The sequence below is a fragment of the Acinetobacter sp. CIP 102129 genome, from assembly GCF_000368305.1.
Lineage (GTDB): Bacteria > Pseudomonadota > Gammaproteobacteria > Pseudomonadales > Moraxellaceae > Acinetobacter > Acinetobacter parvus.
Map to the genome: position 1 here is coordinate 706,242 of NZ_KB849341.1, position 22,685 is coordinate 728,926.

Annotated in this window: 22 protein-coding genes; 4 read left to right on the forward strand and 18 right to left on the reverse strand. The window is 42.9% G+C overall.

The window, feature by feature from the left end:
* Positions 1 to 54: 54 nt before the first annotated feature.
* Positions 55 to 927 (forward strand): 1-aminocyclopropane-1-carboxylate deaminase/D-cysteine desulfhydrase, encoded by an 873-nt coding sequence (locus F973_RS11415; protein WP_004761892.1) that lies wholly within the window; start codon positions 55 to 57, stop codon positions 925 to 927.
* Positions 928 to 980: 53 nt separating this feature from the next.
* Positions 981 to 2,177, forward strand: a complete 1,197-nt coding sequence (locus F973_RS11420) for a BaiN/RdsA family NAD(P)/FAD-dependent oxidoreductase (protein WP_004761893.1) — start codon at positions 981 to 983, stop codon at positions 2,175 to 2,177.
* Positions 2,178 to 2,223: 46 nt separating this feature from the next.
* Here F973_RS11420 and F973_RS11425 read toward each other — a convergent pair whose 3' ends face one another.
* From F973_RS11425 to F973_RS11435, 3 genes are all read right to left on the reverse strand, one after another.
* On the reverse strand, positions 2,224 to 2,403 hold the full coding sequence (locus tag F973_RS11425; RefSeq protein ID WP_004675071.1) for a hypothetical protein: 180 nt from the start codon (positions 2,401 to 2,403) through the stop codon (positions 2,224 to 2,226).
* A gap of 95 nt (positions 2,404 to 2,498) precedes the next feature.
* Positions 2,499 to 4,127, reverse strand: a complete 1,629-nt coding sequence (locus F973_RS11430) for a mechanosensitive ion channel (protein WP_004675072.1) — start codon at positions 4,125 to 4,127, stop codon at positions 2,499 to 2,501.
* A gap of 228 nt (positions 4,128 to 4,355) precedes the next feature.
* Complete coding sequence (locus F973_RS11435) at positions 4,356 to 4,556, reverse strand: cell envelope integrity protein TolA (RefSeq protein ID WP_004761894.1); 201 nt, start codon at positions 4,554 to 4,556, stop codon at positions 4,356 to 4,358.
* A 207-nt stretch (positions 4,557 to 4,763) separates the two neighbouring features.
* Here F973_RS11435 and F973_RS11440 point away from each other — a divergent pair, with 207 nt between their 5' ends.
* Entirely contained in the window at positions 4,764 to 5,186 is a 423-nt protein-coding gene (locus tag F973_RS11440; protein WP_004675075.1) for a hypothetical protein, read from the forward strand.
* A gap of 22 nt (positions 5,187 to 5,208) precedes the next feature.
* Here the strand turns inward: F973_RS11440 and F973_RS11445 are convergent, their stop codons facing one another.
* A complete protein-coding gene (locus tag F973_RS11445; protein WP_004761896.1) occupies positions 5,209 to 5,970 on the reverse strand; it encodes a ferredoxin--NADP reductase in 762 nt (253 codons plus the stop codon).
* 90 nt (positions 5,971 to 6,060) lie between these two features.
* On the opposite strand from F973_RS11445, the gene gigC reads away from it, so the two are divergent.
* The gene (gigC, locus tag F973_RS11450; protein WP_004761897.1) at positions 6,061 to 6,945 is read left to right on the forward strand and encodes a LysR family transcriptional regulator GigC; all 885 of its coding nucleotides are present in this window, start codon (positions 6,061 to 6,063) and stop codon (positions 6,943 to 6,945) included.
* 9 nt (positions 6,946 to 6,954) lie between these two features.
* On the opposite strand, the gene F973_RS11455 is transcribed toward gigC, so the two are convergent.
* The 14 genes from F973_RS11455 to nuoC all read right to left on the reverse strand — a co-directional run bounded on the left by F973_RS11455 (position 6,955) and on the right by nuoC (position 22,606).
* Positions 6,955 to 7,647, reverse strand: a complete 693-nt coding sequence (locus F973_RS11455) for a cold shock domain-containing protein (protein WP_034432633.1) — start codon at positions 7,645 to 7,647, stop codon at positions 6,955 to 6,957.
* A gap of 78 nt (positions 7,648 to 7,725) precedes the next feature.
* Entirely contained in the window at positions 7,726 to 8,019 is a 294-nt protein-coding gene (locus tag F973_RS11460) for a cold shock domain-containing protein (RefSeq protein ID WP_004761900.1), read from the reverse strand.
* Positions 8,020 to 8,136: 117 nt separating this feature from the next.
* Positions 8,137 to 8,772, reverse strand: a complete 636-nt coding sequence (gene upp / locus F973_RS11465) for a uracil phosphoribosyltransferase (protein WP_004663741.1) — start codon at positions 8,770 to 8,772, stop codon at positions 8,137 to 8,139.
* Positions 8,773 to 8,879: 107 nt separating this feature from the next.
* Positions 8,880 to 10,376 carry an NADH-quinone oxidoreductase subunit NuoN gene (gene nuoN / locus F973_RS11470; RefSeq protein ID WP_004761902.1) on the reverse strand — a complete coding sequence of 499 codons (1,497 nt, stop codon included), beginning with the start codon at positions 10,374 to 10,376 and terminating at the stop codon, positions 8,880 to 8,882.
* A gap of 3 nt (positions 10,377 to 10,379) precedes the next feature.
* Entirely contained in the window at positions 10,380 to 11,978 is a 1,599-nt protein-coding gene (gene nuoM, locus F973_RS11475; protein WP_004761903.1) for an NADH-quinone oxidoreductase subunit M, read from the reverse strand.
* 1 nt (position 11,979) lies between these two features.
* Positions 11,980 to 13,875 (reverse strand): NADH-quinone oxidoreductase subunit L, encoded by a 1,896-nt coding sequence (gene nuoL, locus F973_RS11480; protein ID WP_004761905.1) that lies wholly within the window; start codon positions 13,873 to 13,875, stop codon positions 11,980 to 11,982.
* Positions 13,872 to 14,180 (reverse strand): NADH-quinone oxidoreductase subunit NuoK, encoded by a 309-nt coding sequence (nuoK, locus tag F973_RS11485; protein WP_004638057.1) that lies wholly within the window; start codon positions 14,178 to 14,180, stop codon positions 13,872 to 13,874. Before nuoK ends, nuoL begins: the two co-directional genes overlap by 4 nt.
* On the reverse strand, positions 14,180 to 14,698 hold the full coding sequence (gene nuoJ / locus F973_RS11490) for an NADH-quinone oxidoreductase subunit J (protein WP_171062062.1): 519 nt from the start codon (positions 14,696 to 14,698) through the stop codon (positions 14,180 to 14,182). Before nuoJ ends, nuoK begins: the two co-directional genes overlap by 1 nt.
* A complete protein-coding gene (gene nuoI / locus F973_RS11495; protein ID WP_004663751.1) occupies positions 14,698 to 15,240 on the reverse strand; it encodes an NADH-quinone oxidoreductase subunit NuoI in 543 nt (180 codons plus the stop codon). The genes nuoJ and nuoI overlap by 1 nt, the downstream gene beginning before the upstream one ends.
* 18 nt (positions 15,241 to 15,258) lie before the next feature.
* Entirely contained in the window at positions 15,259 to 16,275 is a 1,017-nt protein-coding gene (nuoH, locus tag F973_RS11500; RefSeq protein WP_004761907.1) for an NADH-quinone oxidoreductase subunit NuoH, read from the reverse strand.
* 3 nt (positions 16,276 to 16,278) lie between these two features.
* On the reverse strand, positions 16,279 to 18,963 hold the full coding sequence (gene nuoG / locus F973_RS11505; RefSeq protein WP_004761909.1) for an NADH-quinone oxidoreductase subunit NuoG: 2,685 nt from the start codon (positions 18,961 to 18,963) through the stop codon (positions 16,279 to 16,281).
* Between the two features lie 11 nt (positions 18,964 to 18,974).
* The gene (gene nuoF / locus F973_RS11510) at positions 18,975 to 20,300 is read right to left on the reverse strand and encodes an NADH-quinone oxidoreductase subunit NuoF (RefSeq protein ID WP_004682953.1); all 1,326 of its coding nucleotides are present in this window, start codon (positions 20,298 to 20,300) and stop codon (positions 18,975 to 18,977) included.
* Positions 20,297 to 20,806, reverse strand: coding sequence for an NADH-quinone oxidoreductase subunit NuoE (nuoE, locus tag F973_RS11515; RefSeq protein WP_004682954.1), 510 nt, complete (start codon positions 20,804 to 20,806; stop codon positions 20,297 to 20,299). Before nuoE ends, nuoF begins: the two co-directional genes overlap by 4 nt.
* A 12-nt stretch (positions 20,807 to 20,818) precedes the next feature.
* On the reverse strand, positions 20,819 to 22,606 hold the full coding sequence (gene nuoC / locus F973_RS11520) for an NADH-quinone oxidoreductase subunit C/D (RefSeq protein WP_004761911.1): 1,788 nt from the start codon (positions 22,604 to 22,606) through the stop codon (positions 20,819 to 20,821).
* Positions 22,607 to 22,685: the final 79 nt, after the last annotated feature.

Genomic DNA, 22,685 nt, shown 5'->3' on the forward strand with positions numbered 1-22,685 from the left:
TTCTCAATCAAATACATTTACAATGTGGTCAAATTCATTTCTCGTTCGCAAAAAATGTTTGATCACATTGCCTTTCCCATTCCTTATCAAACATTGCAGCTTCCCCAGCCTGTTCAACTGACCATCAAACGCCTTGATCTGATTCATCCCCAGATTTCGGGCAACAAGTTTTTTAAACTGAAATACAACCTTTTGGCAGCACAACAGCAAGGTTTTTCTCAAGTCCTCACTTTTGGTGGTGCATTTTCCAATCATATTGCCGCAACAGCCTTTGCAGCACAGCATTTTGGTTTTCAAAGTATTGGCATGATTCGTGGTGAAGAACTGGCTTCACAACAATTCAACCCAACGCTTCAAACAGCGCAGGATTTGGGTATGCAGTTAAATTTTGTCAGTCGGACTAAATATCGTTTACGCCATCAAGCTGAGTATCTACAACAGTTGCAGCAACAATACCCTCAAGCCTTTATTATTCCAGAGGGCGGAAGCAATGCCCTTGCCATTCAAGGGACACAGGAAATCCTCTCCCCTGATGATTTAGAAAATTATGACGTAATTTGTTGTGCCGTGGGTACAGGTGGAACCCTTGCAGGCATTATTGAAAGCAGCTCAGAGCAACAGCATGTTTTAGGCTTTTCTGCATTAAAAGGTGATTTTCTCAAACATGACATTCAACAATGGACTGATAAAAGCAATTGGTCTTTAACTGATGCCTATTGTTGTGGTGGTTATGCCAAAATCACACCTAAACTGCTGCAATTTATGCAGCAATTTGAACAACAACATCATATTCCTCTGGAACAGGTGTATACCGCTAAAATGATGATGGGACTTCTTGATTTAATCCAGCACCATCATTTCTCTGCCCACACTCGAATCCTGGTCATTCATACAGGTGGGTTGCAAGGGAAACTCAAAACATACTAAAAGCTGTTTAAATCTTTTATAATTGCCCGCTTTTCGTCTACCGAGTAATACTCATGGTTCATCAGGTTGATATTGTTGTTTTAGGTGCGGGTGCATCAGGCCTGATGTTGGCTGCTGAAGCAGGCAAACGTGGGCGTTCGGTTGTGGTACTGGAAAAGGCCAATAAGATCGGTAAAAAAATTCTGATGTCAGGGGGAGGTAAATGCAACTTTACCAATCTGGATGTTGAGCCCTCCAACTATATCTCCGAAAATCCACATTTCGTCATTTCGGCCCTGAGCCGTTACACCAACTGGGACTTTATTGGCTTGGTCTGTGAATATGGTATTGAATATGAAGAGCGTAAACACGGTCAGCTCTTTACAATCAAAGGCGCAAAAGAAATCCTTGAACTTTTACTTGCAGAATGCAATAAAGCGAAACGCGTTCAGATTCAAACCCACTGCGAAGTTCAGCAGGTAAAATCCCAGACTGATTCAGGTTTTGTCATTGAAACCAGCCAAGGAACTTATCATTGTGAATCATTGGTTGTAGCAACAGGTGGCTTATCCATTCCAACCCTGGGTGGTTCAGGATTTGGCTATGAACTTGCACAGCAGTTTGGCCATCATGTTTTCCCTACCCGTGCAGGTCTGGTCCCCTTTACCTTTTCAGACCATTTTAAGGAAGTCACGACACGTTTAAGTGGTAATGCTTTAGATGCAACACTGGTGAATGATCGCCATCAATTTACCGAGGCCCTGCTATTTACCCATCGTGGTTTAAGTGGCCCAAGCTCATTGCAGCTTTCAAACTACTGGCATGTAGGGGAAAGCTTCAATATTGATTTCTTTCCAGGTCAGGATTTCGTGCAATTTTTTAAGGAAAAGAAAAAAGCACAGCCTAAGGTATTACTGCGTACCCTGTTAAATGAATTCACTGCAAAAAGTATCGTGCTGGAACTACAGCAACTGATTTGGGCGGAGCTAAGTGAGACAGCGATTGGAAATATCAGCGATCTTCAACTTGAACAGATTGCAGCGCAACTGCATGCATTTACAGTGAAGCCATCGGGAACGGAGGGTTATCGTACTGCCGAGGTCACGCTTGGAGGAGTGGATACCAGCGAAGTATCCTCAAAAACAATGGAAAGCAAGAAACAGAAAGGCTTGTATTTTATTGGTGAAGTGCTCGATGTGACAGGTCATCTAGGGGGATATAATTTCCAGTGGGCATGGTCATCTGCCCAAGCCGCAGCCCAGTTTGTCTAGCTGTTTTGCAGTACAGAATAGTGTTTTGCACTACCCTTGAAATATTTTAACTTCGTTCATCTGAAGAGTTTGCTGCCTCTGAGGAAAGTGCCTGCTGAGTATTTTCAATCGGTTTCTCTTTCACTGAACCCGACTTGGCAACCACAAACTTATACGCACTGGCCAAAAAGCCTACAGTGATGCCTGCAATAATAATGGGTGCGAATACACGATTTGGCCTCTTCATTTTATCCTCCTATAGACTTTTTATTTATTGATAAACAAAACGACCACCCTGCCTAGAGTGGTCGAATTGACCAAAAAAATCAAAGATTATTTTTACTATTCATCCGAATATGGAGGAATCGGTGGTTTTGGATTCTCTGGATTGATTGGTGTTGGCGCTATCGGATTCACTGGATTGGCTGGTGCAGGAGTTGCTGTACTCACTGGATTATTTGGCGTCATCTCATTTTGACGCAACGGATTTGGATGTTTTGCCTCAGTTTTTGCTTTATCCAACAGATCACTGAGCAAACGTTCCGCAGGTTGACGACCACCTAGACCAAAAGCCAGAGCAAACGCGACAGCAACTGAACCGAGGGTTAAGCCAAATGCGAGGTTCACAATAGAGTCAGCAATACCCATTGCCCTTAAGCCCATCGCAATCACCAAGCCCATAATTAAAATACGAACCAGATTGCCCAACCAGCGTGAGCTATTGTATTCACCACGTTGAATCACATTGGCAACCACATTGGCCAGCCAGAAGCCAACAACCAGAATTACCGCACCAAGCAGGATACTGGCACCAAACTGGATAAACATTGCAATCAGCACACTGATCTGTTCCAAACCAAGTCGGTCAGCAGCCTCTGAAACAGCAAACAGCATGGTAAAGAATACTATCAGGCAACCGATGATATCTGAAACACGGGTTTGTCCAAGGAAGCGTTGCACATCCAGCTTCATTGGAATTTCATCAACACCCGCTCCTGAAACCAGTTCGGCCACCAAACGTCCAACAAAACGGGAAACTACATAGGCCACAATCAAGATCAGACCAGCAGCAATAATTTGTGGAATTGCATACATGATTTGATTGAGCATTGCTGTGGCAGGTTGGGAAATTGCCTCTATACCCAGTGCCTCAAATGCCACAATCAAGGCGGTGATAATAATGATGGCAAAAACAAACGAACCCAGAAATTTGGATACATTGGAGTTCTTAAACAAACCTATTTTTTCTGCCTGTGTCTGTAAGCCAAGGCTGTTACTCAACCCTTCGACAATGCCACGCACAATTTTTGCCAGAATGTAGCCCACAAAAATGATGACACCTGCTATAAGTAGGTTCGGTAAATACGCAACCGCCTCATTCACCATATTCTGTACAGGAATCAACAGGCCTGTCAGGCCTAGAATAGACAGCACAATTGGCAAGAACAGCAACAAGACCAGCCAGTAGAAGATTTCACCAATATTACTACTGAGTGAGCCTACACCTACCTCATTGCTGAGCTTCTCATCCATTTCCGTTCTGGCAAGCACATTGGTTAGTCCTGCCTTGACCAGCCCTGCCAAAATCCAGCCAATAAAACCGACTGCAACGGCTGCCAGCAGGTTTGGAATAAAGGCCAGAACCCGACTAACCATATTACTGAATGGATCACTTACGCCACTGATGTTCAGCACATTCAATGCCCCGACAACGGCAAGGATAATCACAAACCAGAAAACCAGTTTGGAAAGCAGGTTTTCAATATTTGGTTTATGACCAGTGGCAGAAGACAATCTATGATTGGTGTTCAGTTTCTGGAGTAACTTTTTCACGCCAGCAGCAACAATCAATGCAATAATCCAACCTAAAAGTAAGATAACAATTGCCGCTAAAATTGGGTGAAACTGGTCCCAATAATACATTGCGTCGAATCCTCCTCTGTGGGAGGGATCAGTAAAGTATTCATTCATGTGTTGTTATCCTTATGTTGTGTTTTAAAATTAATCAAACCACCCATGATCGCTCTATAACCAAGAACATAACTTATGGATGTCTCAACCTTAATTTCTGTCTATTTTACAATCAACAAACGACTGCACTAATACAACAAAAAGTCCGCATAATTTTGCAAAAAAGCTCATTGATTCATATCAATGAGCTTTTTCAATTCAACAGGGTTTGGTCTAAAAACAAACGATCTAAACATCCAAAAGTACCGACTGCATATGAGACAGCATTCCCTGTGCAGTTGGGTTCGCTGAATGATCCGCAACCATATAAATAAGAAGTGCTATCAGGAAAATCCCCACAATGACCAATATGTAAATGGGTAATTTCCTTTTCTTTGCAACTTCCTTCTGACTTGCCACATGAGGCTGTGGCTTACTAAAATCATGCATGATAGCTAGCCCTCATAATTTTTATTTCTCAGGCTTTTATCTTAGCAACTGCTTATGTTGCATTGTGTGAAAAAGCTTGGCACTATCGTTGTTGCTGTTGCAAAACTCTACTGTTTCTTCCTTATTTATTGTTTAAAATATACGCGGTTTAGAAAACGCTAAAAATAGGCTATACTACGCGCCCTCAATTCCTAAATGTTCTGCTTTATGTCCTACCAACAGCAAAGTGTCTCACTTGATCTAGATACGGATGTAACCCATCAGTGTTTTCTACATTACACACGAGATGAGCATTTGATTGGACTGATTGAGTTCAACAAACCCAGCTATACCCTGAAATGGGGCGATCTTGAATATTTCCGCCGCCGTACCGAAGAACTTTCAGTGATGCCTTTTCCTGAATGCATCAATGCGATGATTGTGGATATCCGCAATGTTCAGGCTTTTCTGGACAATGAGGTTCCGATCCTGCCGTGGCGTTTGCTTGAGGAAGAATGCCCTGTTCGCCTTGTTGTTCCACAGGAACGTCTGGAACACTATGCAGGACTGTTTGAACCCACATGGCTCACCACCGATGTTGATACCGCGATTCAGGAAATCCGTGAATTTATGGATATGTTCGTACACTAAAACATATCCAGTCCACCCAATATTACCAATAATTCTCCACCGCAATATTCCCCTCACCACGGCGGTTCATGGTCAAGCCACGCTGTTTTAAGGCTTCCTTGGTATCTTCCACCATTTGTGGATTGCCACACAACATTACATGGCTGCTTGCTGGACTCAATTCTGATCCTGCCGCCTTTTCCAGCTCACCATTTGCAATCAGAACTGGTAAACGGTCATGTAAAGCCGCATCTGGATCACGGGTGATAATTGGAATAAATCTAAAGCCTGAATGCCCCTCACCAAATAGCTTGGCGATTTCCTGAATACGGTCAACATAGGCCAGTTCGGATGCGGTACGAACACTGTAGACCAAATTGATTTGTTGATATTTATTCCAGGTCTCAAAGTCTTGCAGCATTGATAAAAATGGTGCCAAACCCGTTCCCGTTGCCAACAGCCATAAATCCTGTGGTAAAGGCTGCTGATAACGTGCCAGCGTTAAATAGCCATAAGATATTTTTTCAAGATACAGCTCATCACCCACCTTTAAATGTTGCAGGTTTGAGGTAAAAGCCCCATCGGGAACGACAATTGAAAAGAATTCCAGCGTTTCATCAAATGGCGAAGACACCACTGAGTAAGCACGCACCACCAGTTCATCACCAACCATTAAACCAATACGGGCAAACTGACCTGCAGTAAATTTAAAATGTGCTGGTCGGGTCATGGTGAAGCTAAACAGATTGTGGGCCCAGCGATGTACAGATAAAACCTTTTCTACGCTAAATTTTTCAATTGACATGATTTGAACGTGGCACGAAACAGTGAGCTCATGTTAGCATGATCAGATAATTCATGAATACTTTTAAACTCAAACGGTAAGGCTTTTAACATGCGCATGACATTACGCCAATTGGCTGTTTTCGTGGCAGTCGCTCAAGAGGGAACTGTAACCAGAGCAAGTGATGCTGTCCGACTGACCCAAAGTGCGGCAAGCATGGCTTTAGCTGATTTGGAAGATGGTCTTGGCGCACCGTTATTTGACCGCTTGGGTAAACGCTTACAATTGAATGATCTGGGCCGTTTTTTGTTGCCGCAGGCCCTGGAAATTTTAGGTCGTTGTGAATCGTTTGAACAGGCCGCCAAGGGTGAATTACAAAGTATCGATCTACGTTTGGGCGCAACCCTGACCATCAGTGATTACCTGATGCCTGACCTTATGGCAGATTTTTTACAACGTCATCCACAGGCACATTTACAGTTACAGGTGGGCAATACCCGTCAAATGATTGAGGCGGTAAACCAGTTTCAGCTTGATCTGGCTCTGATTGAGGGCTCATGCCATTTGCCCCAGTTACAGTGCATCCATTGGCGTGATGATGAACTCGCGGTGTGTTGCGCTCCACAACATCCCTTAACCCAGTTAAACCATCCCCTCACTCCAGCAGACTTTAATGATGTGGAATGGATTTTACGTGAAGAGGGTTCAGGCACACGTGAAGTCTTTGACAACGCTATATTAAAAGACCTACCTGATGCCAACATTCGCCTTACCCTAGGTCACAATGAAGCCATCCTGAAAATTGTTGCCAATGGTCTGGGGATGACTTGTGTATCACGGCTTGCGATTGAACCGCTTCAGGAAAAGGGTCAATTGGTCATTCTCGATACACCTTTCTGGGAACTCACCCGTCCCCTGTTTATGCTGGTACATCGTCAGAAGTACCAGGGACCTGGTTTAAAGGCATTTTTACAGTTTTGTGAAGATCAGGTTTAAGCCCGACCTTTATCTTCCAAATTGTCGTTCACATGGTTCACCATCATTGTTTCCATCCATTTGTGTATTTGGACAATTTCTTAGAAAGAATAATGCTTCTTCATAAGAATTCATTTGTGAACAGTGGGTACGTCCATCACAACTAAACTGGGTTTGGGAAATAGTAGACTGTTGGGTATGAATCACGGCTGGCGTTGCTGATGCTTTTAAAGCGTTTTCTGTCTTTTCTGAACGTTTGATTTCTGGTAAATAACCCAAAGCCTGACGCTGAGCCTCCACAATCCTCTTTTGCTCTTCAATCAACTGCGCTGCTTTTAACCTTTGTGACTGTTGATAAGACTGATACTTTTGAAATACCAACCCCATTAGAACTGCAATAATGACCAGACCCACAATCGTAAAAGTAATCCCCTTTTTATTTAATGGAGGATTATTCGGAACCACCACGCTCTGAGTGATTTCTTTTTGAATAGTGTGATTCACCAAATCTGAACGCTTTAAATCCAGCCGCACAATATTTACAGCCTTAAACTTCCCTTTATCCTCAACCATCAGGAATTTAAGTCTTTCACCAACCTTGGGTTCGCCTGCTGCTTTGGGAAAATCGGTAATATGAAAGAAGATATCTGCCTGCCCTTCAATCGCTATAAAGCCAAACCCTTTTTCTGAATTATATTTTTTAATTTTACCTTCAACAAACATATTTTCTTTTCTCATTTGCAAAGCCTAATAGATCAATATGGAGATCAAGAAAATTATCTCCATATTGTATATAGATGATTAACGCCGAAAGTTTGATAACAATTCTGTTGTAATCGATTCATTATGAGCCAATATTTTATTTTTTTTAGTTTTTGCAGGATTCGGATCTACTCGTTCAATTTGTACTGCTTTAAACTTTCCCTCATTTTCCTGCACTAAAAACTTAACTTTTTCATTTCTTTTCGGCTCACCTTCCGATGCAGGAAAATCTGAAATATGAAAAAAGATCTCGCCTTCAGCAGTTGCAATAAAACCAAACCCTTTGTCTGGATTATATTGTTTAACTTTTCCCTGATAAAATTCTTTTTTCATGACATTCACCTAATTTTGCAAGTACTGTATTTCAGTATATAAAAAAAGAGACTTTAAATCCTCCCCTGAAAACAGTACGGTTGGATTAAGTCTCTTTTTTAAGCATATTTTCAAAAATTAATCTTTTTGAACACTACCAAAAATCTTATCACCCGCATCACCAAGACCTGGAACGATATAGCCATCCTCATTCAAACCTTGATCAATCGATGCCGTATAGATACGTACATCAGGGTGCGCAGCTTCTACTTTTGCAACACCTTCAGGTGCAGCAACCAAAACCATAACACGTATATCTTTACAACCACTTGCTTTAAGCACATCAATTGCGGCAATAAGTGAATTACCCGTAGCCAGCATTGGATCAATAATCATCGCTAAGCGATTCGCAACATCAGGTACTAATTTTTTATAGTAAGTACGAACTTCTAAAGTCGCCTCATCACGCTCTAAACCCAAGACACTCACTTTGGCACTTGGAATCAAGCTCAGTACGCCTTCAAGCATACCAATTCCAGCACGTAGAATCGGTACAATGGTAATCTTCTTACCTGCGATACGTTGAGTCGAAACTTTACCTGCCCAACCATCAATTTCATGATCGACAACAGGAAGGTCCTTAGTTGCTTCATAAGTGAGTAACATCGTGACTTCTTGCGCCAATTCACGGAAATTCTTTGTGCTGATGTCTGAACGGCGTAATAAACCAAGTTTATGGCGAATCAACGGATGGCGAATTTCCTGAATAGACACGAGTAAGTACCTAACTAATATTAATCTTTGAGTATTATAGAGTGTTTTTTTACTCTTCATTAAAAAAGCCCCCAATTTTTGGAGGCTTTTTTGTACAAATCAAATCATTATTGTTGTTGAGACAACATGAAATGCAATGGAGAAAGAATTTCTGACTTCAATGCTAAATTGATCATTGGGTCTGGATAGATGCCCAGAAGTAGTACAAGTAATGCGGCACCGAGTACCATGATACCACCAACTTTAGTTCCCCAATGTGCATCAGCATCAATACGTGGAACATCTGGCGGTGTCATATACATCACCACCATCACACGTAAGTAGTAGTATAAGCCTATACCACTTCCTACAACGACCATTGCAGCCAAGAACCAATGTTGAGTTGTTACAGCAGCCATTATCACAAGGAATTTCCCAATAAAACCTGCAGTTAATGGAATCCCTGCTAATGACAACATCATCACGGTCAATGTTGCAGTCAAGATCGGACGACGCCAGAACAAACCACGGTAGTCTGCAAGACTTTGTGCTTCATCAACATTGTTATATGGACTAGACATTAACGCAACTGCACCAAATGCACCGATTGTTGTAAATACATAAGTAATCACATAAACCGTTACACTGCCTAAACTTGCATACGTCATAGTAATCAAAGCAATCAACAAGTAACCAAAGTGTGCAATTGATGAATAACCAAGGATGCGTTTTAAGTTAACTTGACGTACTGCAAGTAAGTTACCGACCAAAATTGATAACACAGCAATGACTGTCAAAACAGTCACTATTGATTCAACTAAGATTGCACCAGAACTTAATAAGTAACGTACAAATAAACCAATCGTTGCAACTTTGGCAGCTGTAGCTAAGAATGTCGCCATAGGTGCTGGTGCACCTGCATACACATCAGGCGTCCATTTATGGAATGGTGCAAGTGAAAGCTTAAATGCAACAGCAAAGATAATGAGACCTAAACCTAATAGCACCATTGGTTGCTTGATCGCAGTCATCAAAGCCTGAACAGAATCATAGAATGACAATGAACCTGTATATGCATAGATATATGCCATACCCATCAACAACATCGCAGATGCAGTTGCTGAAAGTACAAGATACTTAATTCCCGCTTCTAAAGATTGGCTACGTTGATGCGTGTAAGCCAACATACCATACACAGGAATTGACATTAACTCTAAGCTAATAAAGAAAGCAGCGTAATGAGAACTTGCAACCAATAGCATTGCACCTGCTACAGAACAAAGTAACAAGATATAAAGTTCTTCACGATTATCTTTATACGTTTCAATGTACGCATGTGAAAGTGTGCTACAAGCCAAAGCAGCAATCAAAATCAGGAATTGGTAGAGCATGGTAAATGGATCAACCATAAACATGCCCATCACGTTCGCAGGGACAAAGTGCCCGCTAAACATGGTATATGCAATTAGAATTACAGAAAGGTTTAGACCCACAACTGTCGTTGTTGCAATCAGATTATGATTACGTTTAATCGCAATCAATAACATCACAACAACTGCAGTCAATGCCACAATCATCACTGGGGCAAGTGGCATAAGCTCAGAAAAAGAAAGTGTGAAGTTCATGGTTTATCGCATCTCCACTTGTTCAAGTTGAGTCGCAGTCTGTTGAACAGTTTCGACAACTTCTTGTACTGGCATATAACTATTGACTAACCATTGCATGCTTGAATGCGATACATCCAAGAATGTTTGTGGGTAAAGTCCTAACCAAAGTAAACCGATCACACAGATCATCAAAATGCTCACTTCACGTAATGACAAATCTTTCAGTGGGCTCGGATAGTGTTGCTTTTGTTCAGCATTTGGTTCGCCGAAAAGTGCTTTGTGAATCAGAATCAGACCGTAAAGACCTGCAAATACTAAACTTACTGCAGCAATGATGGTAAAGGCTGGAAAAGCTTTAAATGAACCCATAAGAATCAGGAATTCACCAATAAAGTTACCTAGACCTGGTACACCGACAAGCGCTGCAACAAAGAACATCAGGAAGAATGGCAAGTATTGCAGTTGGCCACGAAGACCACCCATTAAACGTAAATCACGGGTATGTAAACGTTCATAGACCTGACCAGACATAATGAACAATGCAGCAGATGACAAGCCATGTGCCAACATCATGATCATCAGACCTTGGAAAGTCAGAATATTACCTGCATAAATTGCAAGTAAAATGAAACCCATGTGTGAAATAGACGTATACGCAAGCAGACGTTTCATGTCTGTTTGTTGGTAGGCTAAGAATGCACCGTAGAAAATACCAATCAGACCCAAAATGATTGCAATATCAGCAAACTGTGCTGATGCTGCTGGGAAGAATGGAATCACAAAACGAAGCAGACCATACGCTGCGGTTTTAATCAAAATACCCGCCAAGTCCACAGAACCCGCTGTTGGTGCTTGTGCATGTGCATCAGGTAACCAACCGTGTAATGGGAATACTGGTAATTTCACCGCAAAACCAATGAAGAAACACAGCATGAATGCATAGGCAACTTCAGGCGGCAAGTGGTTCGCAACAGCCAATAAATAGTTGTAATCGAAACCAATCATACCTGTCATCATGTATCCATAGACCACTAGGCCTAAGATACCGATCAACATGATCAAGCCAGCAATTTGCGTATACAGGAAGAACTTGGTTGCAGCGTAAACACGTGAACGACCATTCGAACCTGAATGTCCCCATAGTGCAATCAGGAAGTAGACTGGCACCAACATCATCTCCCAGAAGAAGAAGAACAGGAACAGGTCAATTGCAAGAAATACACCAATGACCCCACCCAAACTCCAAAGGAGGTTTAAGTGGAAGAAACCAACATTCTTTTGAATTTCACCCCATGAACAACCAACAGCAATCACACCTAGTAATGCAGTCAGTAAAACCATGAGTAAAGATAAGCCATCCACAGCCAAGTGAATACTAATCCCTAAAGTCTGAATCCATGGAAGCTGGAATTCAGCTGCCCAGGTTGGGACTTTACCGCCCAACTCATAGCTATATGTACCAGTTTGCCATAGTGCAATACCCAAACCAAAGGTAATGAGCATACCAATCAAGGCAATCCAGCGCGGTAAGTGTTGGTCAAATTTATCAACCAACCAACAAATAAAACCAGCAATGAAAGGAACTAAAATCAGTGCGGGTAAAATTAAATTATTTTCCATTTTATTTCCCCACAACCTGAATCACGATCAAGATCATCAATAACACCACTACACCGAGTGACATACTTGATGCGTATTCACGCAATGAACCTGTTTGACGCGAACTTGTAAAGCTATTCCCACCTTTCACAAGTGCAGGTAGCACTAACCATAAACCATCAATTGGATCACGACCTAAGATTTTCGCAATCAATAAATATGGTTTTACAAAAACGATGTCATACAAAGCATCAAAACCAAATGCGGTACGGCAAATATGTGCTAAACCAGAACCCAAAGATGTTTGAGCAAATGATTTAACCGCACCATACGCAAAGGCAAATAAGAAAATACCAACAACTAAACCAACAAGGGCAACACCACTTGCTAAATGTTCTGCATGTACCACAGCATCGTGTAAAGCGGGTGGAATTTCCTTATTTCGAATGCTTGCCGCAGTTAATAACTTGGCAACCGGTGCTTGTAAGAAATAACCAACACCTGTTGATAAGGTTGCAAGAATTGCAAGCGGTGCCCAGTAAGTCACACCATGAATGGCATGTGCATGGGTTTTTTCTTCGCCAAAGAATACCACCCAGATTAGACGGAACGTATAGATAGACGTTAAGAAAGCCCCCGCTACACCCACCCAATACAACGTATTATAAAGTGGAAGGTTTGCAATCGTAGACTGTGCATAAACCGCACCCAAGATGGCATCTTTAGAGAAGAAGCCAACGGTTACGATTGGAAGTGCAGCTAATGCGCCACCACCGATGACGAAACACCAGAATACAAATGGAATCTTTTTACGTAATCCACCCATTTTGAAAATGTTTTGTTCGTGATGACATGCAAGAATTACGGCACCCGAAGAAAGGAACAATAACGCCTTGAAGAATGCGTGAGCAAGCATATGGAATAAACCAGCTTGATACGCCTCAGCACCCACCGCCATAAACATATAACCGAGCTGACTCATGGTTGAGTAAGCCAAGATACGTTTGATATCGGTTTGCACCAATGCGGCAAAACCAGCTACAAGTAAGGTTACTGCACCTGTAATCGAGATGAACTGCATTACTTCTGGTGCCATTTCCATCACAGAGAACATACGGCAGCATAAGTACACACCCGCTGTCACCATTGTTGCAGCGTGGATCAATGCAGATACTGGTGTAGGACCCGCCATCGCATCCGCTAACCAAGTTTGTAATGGAATTTGTGCTGATTTACCTGCCGCACCCAAGAACAACATCAATGCTGTCCAAATCGACAATGATGAGCTTTGCGTCATCACAGTCGCTGCATGTTCAACAATGTACTGTGTATTTAACGTACCAAACTGTTGATAGAGCAAGAACAATGCGATGAGTAAGAAAACATCACCCACACGTGTTACGGTGAATGCTTTGATTGCTGCCCAACCATTTGCAGGGTTTGAGTAGTAGAAACCAATCAAGAGGTATGAACACAGACCTACGCCTTCCCAACCTAAGAACAATAACGCCAAGTTATCGCCGAGTACCAACAACAACATGCTGGCAACGAATAAGTTGAAATAAGAGAAGAAACGTGCGTAATCTTCTTCACCACGCATATACCATGATGCAAAGATATGAATCAGAAAACCAACACCTGTAATCATACCTGTCATCAATAATGACAAGCCATCAAGGTGCAAGCTGATGCCTGGCTCAAAACCGCCAACACTGAACCATGTCCATAAGTGTTGAACAAAAACAGTTTGGCCACTGCTGGTAAATGCAAGACCCGCGATTAAAGCAAATAACGCAGATAAACCAACTGAACCGACACCAATAATGGCAGCCACATTTTCAGAGAGTTTGTTACGCCCTGCCGCTAACAGGATAAAACCAATGAGCGGGAATAAAACGGTTAAATATAATGTACTCATCCGCGCATCTCACTAGCAGCATCCACATCCAAGTGATGGAAGCGATGATAAAACTGAAGGACGATCGCAAGACCAATACACGCCTCTGCTGCAGCAAGCGTTAGGATCAAAATGAACATCACTTGTCCATCTGGTTGAGCCCAAACACTACCTGCCAAAACAAATGCCAATGCAGCAGCATTCATCATGACTTCAAGGCTCATTAGCATAAATAATAGGTTGCGTCGCACCATTACACCGTAAAAACCGAGTGCAAAAAGGATGGTCGCAACAATCAAACCATGTTCTAAAGGGATGTGTCCCATTATTCTTTATCCTCTTCTGCACTTGGTTCACGTTTGCCAAGGTGATATGCAGCAACTAAGGCTGCAAGCAATAACATCGCGGCAACTTCTACCAATAATAGATAGTGAGTAAATAATGCTTGACCGACTGCTTTAGGACCTACAATTTCTGTACCTAATGGTGCAGAAATCGTGGTGTATTCTCCACCCAACATCCAAACCAGAACCAAGCCCAATAAGAAACTCATTAATGCAGGATATGCCCATGCATCAGAGGTTAACCATTTACGTTCTTGTTCAATGGTATCTTGTCCAAGGTTCAACATCATGACCACAAAGACGAACAACACCATGATTGCACCAGCATAAACAATGATTTCAAGGGCAGCCGCAAAAGGCGCACCCACGATCATGAAAATACCAGCAACAGCAAGTAAAGAAACGATTAAACTTAAAAGAGCATGTACGGGATTCGCATTTGTCACAACACGAATTGTCGATACGATGGCCACAAGTGCCATCAAATAAAATGGCCACATCATGGTAATAAGCTCCGTACATCAACTGGTGCACTTTCTTTTTGTGCTTGACCTTTTTCCTTACCATTTACTGCCATACCAGTGACACGGTAGAAGTTATAGTCAGGATATTTGCCAGGGCCAGAAATCAATAAATTTTCTTTTTCATAAACCAAGTCTTGGCGTACATATTCAGCAAGTTCAAAATCTGGAGTCATCTGAATTGCAGTTGTAGGACAAGCTTCTTCACACATACCGCAGAAAATGCAGCGTGAAAAGTTAATACGGAAAAATTCTGGATACCAACGTCCATCCTCTTTTTCCGCTTTTTGTAATGAAATACAGCCAACAGGACATGCAACCGCACAAAGGTTACATGCCACACAACGCTCTTCACCATCTGGATCGCGCGTCAAGATAATACGACCACGAAAGCGTGGAGGCACAATTTGTTCAGCTGGTACTTCTGGATATAAAATCGTGTCGCGTTTACGTGTTACATGGCTAAACACCATCCACAACGAACGGACAATCGATCCAAATCCAGCTAGAATTTTATACATTTTGTACTCCCTGCTGTCCTAGGCCTGATTCATCAGAATCACAGCACCAGTCACTAACAAGTTGACCAACGCCAATGGCAAACAAACTTTCCAACCAAAATTCATCACTTGGTCATAACGTGGACGCATTAAAGAACCACGCGCCAATACAAACATCATTACAAAGAATGCTGTTTTAATCACGAACCAAAAAACGGGTGGAACAAATGGAATTTCCAAGTTAAATGGTGCAAGCCAACCGCCGAAGAATAACGTTACGATCAGTGCAGAGATTAAAACCACGTTCACATATTCCGCAACGAAGAACATCCCCCACTTCATACCACCATATTCAACGTGATAACCCTCAGCCAATTCTTGCTCAGCTTCTGGTTGGTCAAACGGGTGACGATGCGTCACCGCAACGCCTGCAACCACAAAGATTAAGAAACCTAAAAACTGTGGAATAACAAACCAAACATCACGTTGAGCTTCAACGATTTCACGTAGATTGAATGAGCCTGCAATCGCAACCACACCCATCAATGAGATGCCCAAGAACACTTCATAAGAAATAGTTTGAGCAGCAGAACGAAGACCACCGAGTAATGAGTATTTGTTGTTAGACGCCCAACCACCAAATAACACGGCATAAACTGCGATACCTGCCATTGCCATAAAAAACAATAGACCGATACTCATATCCGCAACGCCCAGTGTAGGACTTACTGGGATGACCATAAACGAAAGTACCGCAGTTGCCATGGCAACTGCTGGTGCTAAACGAAAAGTCAGCTTGTCGGCAAACTTTGGTGTCCAGTCTTCTTTGAACATGATCTTGAGCATGTCGGCAACGATCTGGAACATACCACCCGGACCAACACGGTTTGGACCATAACGGTCTTGCCATAATGCCAAGAGACGACGCTCAATAAATGACATTAACGCAGCAACCAAAACCACCACCAACAGGATCACAACTGCTTGAATCACTGAATAAGCGATTGGCCAGTTCTCAGCCCAAAGTGGCGTTTGACGTATAATTTCTTGATTCATGAATTACACTCCTACTGCCACAGACACAGGCTCTGCCAATGAAACGGTTGGCGCTAGACCAATTGGATAACCAATATAACCTGTTGGTAAATATTCGATGACTTGTACAGGTAAGCTGATGCTCGTTTCACCTGCTTTCACGGTAATACGTTGACCATTTTGAACATTTAAGCGCGTCGCATCATGTTCACCCACGGCAAACATCGCTTCAGGAATACGTGATTCCATTGCTGGTGTTTTAATGGTGAATTCACCAGAACCAAAGATATGGTGCATTGGCACAAGACGGAAGCTTTCAGGATTCACAACCACGGCAGTCGGTGCAACATAGCTACGTGCAGGACGTTTTGCTAAGCGATCGAATAAACGCACACCCGAATCACCACCTTTTAAGTGACCACCGACTTCATCTTGGTACTTATTCCACGCTTGTGGCGAGTTCCAACCCGCAGCCCATGCGAAAGGTACTAAAGACGATGCTGTCTGATTACCCACATAACCTTCCATAGAGAATGTTAATGCTGAGTCTAAATCAACAGGTTGCTTCGGTTCGTGTACAGAGATTCCCGCACGCATTGCGGTACGACCTGAGTAACGACGTGGCTCACGTGCAATTTTCAAACCATGAACACGATAGCTTGCATCTGGTGCAACATCTTGAATCGCTTCAAGTACTGGTACATTCTTCACGATGTCATCAATTACATTATCAAGCAATGTCCAATCGACTGCTTTACCTTTAAGACCTGTCTCAACAGCATGTAACCAACGCCATGATTCTTTGATCGCATATTCAGGCTTGTAGTAGCTTGGGTCATACACTTGATAGAAACGTTGCGCACGACCTTCTTGACTCACGACAGTGCCATCACCCTCAGCAAAGCTTGCTGCTGAAAGAACGATATCTGCAAGCTTCACAGTCTCAGTTTCGCTGTGATCTAATACGATCACAGTTTGAGCTTTATCAAGCGCAGCTTTTACTTGAGCGACTGGCAAACGACGAGTTAGATCATTTTCAACCACAACTACGGCATCATAATCCTGGGCAAAAGCTTGCTCTAAACTTAAGCCACCGAATAATGCTAAGCCCATTGAGTTCACTTCAGGAACAGTCAATGATAAACCTGCATTTTCGCCTAGATTTAAAGCGACTTGAGCCGCAGCTTCGATGATCGCAGGATCTTGTAAACTCGTACCAGAAATAATCAAAGGCTTTTTCGCTGCTTTCAAGGTATCTGCAATGGTTTGTGCAAACGCTTTTGCATCATCAGCCAAACCAGTCAGCGCTTCACCTTTAAGCGCAGCAGCAATCGCGAAACCTAAACGAGCAATGTCATTTGGCGATGCAACTACTTCACCCGTCGCTACATCCGCTAAACGTGTTTGCGTTGCAGCAAGAATATAGATTGGAGATTTTGCTTCTTGACCAATACGTTGTACAGGTTCAGCTAACCAGTCTGGTGTACGCGTAGCAGCAGCCATTTCTTTGGCTTTATTTTTCGCTGCTTGGCGAACCGATAAAGCCATACGTGGCGCAGTTTGAGTTAAGTCTTCACCCAAGATCAACACCGCATCGTAACTTTCAATTTCACGCATATTCGGGTTGTAAATACCCTGTGTTTGCATGATTGAAGCAGCCAATTCAACCAGATTTTGCTCTTTTTGAGACAATCCAGTTGAATAGTTGTCTTGTCCAACCAATTGACGTAGCACATAGTTTGATTCCAAGCTTGCGCGTGGTGAACCAATACCTAATACTTTTTTGCCTTTTAGTTGAGCAATGACTTGATCAAGTGCTTGATCCACACTCACGGTTGTAACAGTGTCACCATTACGGAACTGTGGTTGACGTGGACGATCTGCACGATTCACATAACCTGTACCGAAACGACCTTTATCACACAAGAAGTATTGATTGACTGAACCATTGAAACGGTTTTCAACACGACGGATTTCGCCATAACGCTCACCCGGTGAGATGTTACAGCCTGAAGAACAGCCTTGGCATATGCTTGGTGCATATTGCATATCCCACTTACGGTTATAACGTGCTGAATGCGTCTTATCAGTAAATACACCAGTCGGACAGACTTCAGTCAAGTTACCAGAAAATTCAGACTCTAAAGTTCCTGATTCTGGACGACCGAAATAAACACGTGATGCATTGGCATAGACACCAAAGTCTGTACCACCCGCATAATCTTTATAGTAACGCACACAACGATAGCACGCGATACAGCGGTTCATTTCATGTGCAATAAACGAACCCAACTCTTGGTTATGATGGGTACGCTTCGTGAAGCGATAGCGACGACGATCGTGTTGCGTCATTACCGTCATATCTTGTAAATGACAGTGACCACCTTCTTCACAGACTGGACAGTCATGTGGGTGATTGGTCATCAAGAATTCAACGATTGATGCACGAAAATCCGTTGCTTCTTTGTCTTCAATGGAAATAAAGGTATTGTCAGCAGCTGGTGTCATACAAGACATGACTAAGCGCCCACGTGTATCTTCCGCATTATTATATTGCGTAACAGCACATTGACGACAAGAACCAACAGAACCTAAGGATGGGTGCCAACAAAAATACGGGATGTCGATACCAAGGCTGAGACATGCTTGCAGCAAGTTTTCAGAGCCATTGACTTCATACGATTTTCCATCGACATGAATTGTAGCCATAGTCGAATTCCTTAAGCTTGTTCTACGTCAAGAGCAGCAGCATGGGTTTTAACCTTTGCTTCAAACTCATGGCGGAAATATTTTAATGCGCCCATAAGCGGCTCCATCGCACCCGGTGCGTGAGCACAGAAAGTTTTACCGATCCATAATTTACGCGTCAGTTCTTGTAAATGATCGATATCTTCTTTCTTACCTGTACCTGTTTCGAGTGCTTTCAGCGCTTTGACTGCCCAAGGTAAACCATCACGGCACGGTGTACAGAAACCACATGATTCACGTGCAAAGAACTCTTCTAAGTTACGCGTTGCAGAGACCATACATTGGGTTTCATCAACCACCATCAACAAACATGTTCCTAAACGTGAACCTGCTTTCATGATGCTTTCAGCGTCCATTGGCAAGTCAATATGTTCAGCCGCCAAGAAATCTGTTGATGCGCCACCCGGTAACCATGCTTTCAGTGTTAGACCGTCACGCATACCACCTGCATGGTCTTCAATCACTTCACGCGCAGTTGTACCAAATGGCAATTCCCAAAGACCTGGGAACTTGACCTTGCCTGACGCACCATAAATCTTGGTGCCTGGGTCTTTGGACTTGTGCGCTGACAGGTTGATGTACCATTCAGGACCACGCAGCATAATTGCAGGCAGGTTGTTGTAGGTTTCAACGTTGTTGACAATCGTTGGACGACCCCATGCCCCTGCCACCTGTGGAAATGGTGGCTTGGTACGCGGATTGGCACGACGGCCTTCAAGCGAGTTGATTAATGCAGTTTCTTCACCACAGATATAACGCCCTGCACCCGTGTGAACATACATCTCAAAGTTCCAACCAGTACCGAGGATGTTTTCACCCAAGTAACCTTTGGCACGAACTTGCTCTAATGCTTCATTTAAGTATTGAGCTGCTTCGATGTATTCACCACGAATGAAGATATAACCATGCGTTGCTTCAAGGGTATAACCTGCGATCAACATACCTTCGATCAATTGATGTGGAAGTTTTTCCATCAACAAACGGTCTTTAAAGGTACCTGGTTCCATTTCATCAGCATTACAAATTAAATAGCGTGGACCACCATCATTTGGCGCCATCAACGACCATTTAATTCCAGCTGGGAAACCTGCACCACCACGACCTTTAACCGTCGCAGCTTTAATCACGTCAAGTACATCTTTTGGTGGCATGCTGAGCGCTTTTTTGAAGCCTGCATAACCTTCTAAAGCTTCGTATTCATCAGCATTGCGTACAGCATCTTGCTTACTCAAACGCCAAGTGAGTGGATGAGTTTCTGGATTACCGTCGCCATAAATTGGTTTTGGTTCAGTATTCATACATACTTCTCCAATAACTGTTTAACTGATGACACATCCACTAAACCGTGAGTATCTTCATCAATCATTAACGTTGGGCCTTTATCACAATTGCCTAAACAGCAAATTGGGAGCAAGGTGAAACGACCATCTGGAGTGGTTTGTCCATACTGGATGCCTAACTCTCGCTGAAATGCTTCTGCTAAAGTTTCTGCACCCATCAAGAAGCATGCAATCGAGTCACATAACAAAATCACATGACGACCTACAGGTTGGCGATAAATACGGTTATAGAACGTTGCTACACCCTCTAAATCCGCCACACTGATTGTCAACAATTGCGCAATCGCATTCATTTGAGCGTCATCTACCCAGCCATTACGACGTTGTACGCATTTTAATGCATCCAATGATGCCGCACGTGGATATGGATAGTGATCAATATGATGTTCAATGTCATGGATTTCTTCAGCGGTCAAAATCCCTTCAACATTCACACGAGGTTTTTTATCAGTCAAAATCATCATAATCGTTTACCTCTAGCGATCCACGTCAGCCATAACCACGTCAATGGTCGCCAAATAAATGATCAAGTCAGAAACCAAACTGCCATTAATCACAGAAGGCATTTGCTGTAAATGCGTGAAAGTCGGTGTACGAATACGAGTACGGTAACTCATGGTTGACTTGTCTGAAGTCAAGTAATAAGTACTCGCACCTTTCACTACTTCAGTCATAAATGATGACTCACCTGCAGGCATGACAGGACCCCAAGATACGCTCAAGAAGTGCGTAATCAAGGTTTCAATATCTTGTAATGTCTTATCTTTTGGTGGTGGGACAGCCAGTGGATGATCCGCTTTATAAGGACCAGATGGCATGTTGTCCAAGCACTGTTGAATAATTTTCAACGACTCAGTAATTTCACGGAAGTGAACCAAGACACGTGCATATGCATCGCCTTCATATTCCACTGGAATATCAAAGTCGAAGTTTTCATAACCACTGTATGGACGATATTTTCGAACATCAAAGTCAATACCCGTCGCACGTAAACCAGTACCCGTCACACCCCACGCCAACGCAGATTTAGCATCGTATTGCGCAACATTGCGGGTACGACCAATAAATACTGAGTTTTTAAGTGCGGCAGTGTAGTACTCGTTCAAACGTTTTGGCATCCACTCCAGCAATTCTTTAACAAGTTTTTGCCAGTTGTTTGGAAGGTCATGTGCCGTACCACCAATACGGAACCATGCTGGATGCATACGGTAACCCGTGATCGCTTCAACGATGTCATAGACTTTTTGACGGTCTGCGAACATATAGAATACAGGGGTCATACCACCCGCATCCTGAATCGCTGTACCACAAAATAACAAGTGGTTATTGATACGGAATAATTCGTTTAACATCACACGAATCACTTGCGCACGCTCAGGTACTTTAATACCAGCAAGCTGCTCAACCGCCATCACATAAGGCATGTTTTGCGCACAACCACCTAAGTAGTCAACACGATCGGTATAAGGAATAAATGAATGCCATGTCTGACGTTCAGCCATCTTTTCCACACCACGGTGGTGATAACCAATATCAGGTACACAGTCTTTCACTTCTTCACCGTCCAACTGCAATACGACACGGAACGCACCGTGTGCAGATGGATGGTTAGGACCTAAGTTCAAGAACATGAAGTCTTCATCAGCATTGCCGCGTTTTAGACCCCAGTCTTCAGGCACAAAGCGTAGGTGTTCTTGTTCAAAATCCTGTTTCGCTTGATTCTGCATATACGGCGTATATTCTGTCGCACGCGCAGAATATTCTTTACGTAATGGATGACCTTCCCAATAAGTTGGTAACAAGATACGACGGAGCATCGGATGCCCTGCGAAATCGATACCAAACATATCGTAAGCTTCACGCTCGTACCAGTTGGCATTTGGCCAAATATTGGTTGCGGTTGGGATGCTTAAATCACTTTCATTTAATGCAACTTTAATACGAATATCACTATTACGCTCAAGCGATAACAAGTGATAAAACACAGTAAAGTCTGAGGCTGGTAAACCATCACGATGAACACGTAAACGCTCATCAACTGCAGATAAGTCAAACAACATCACATAAGGACGTTCCACTTTACGGAGGAACATAAGGACTTCTTGCACGCGTGCGCGCTCAACCCAGACTGTTGGAAACTCTTCAAAAGTCGCCTGCACATAGAAGTTCTCACCAAATTTGGTTTTGAGGTCTTCTACGATTGCAAATGCTGGGCGTGAATCAACTTGCGTTGACTCTGGCATAGCAATGTCAGTTTCAGCCATTGGCTTGGCTTCCTATTTAATACAAATTCTGGCAATTTTCCCGATGATCACATCTATATCAGACATATCACAATTCATC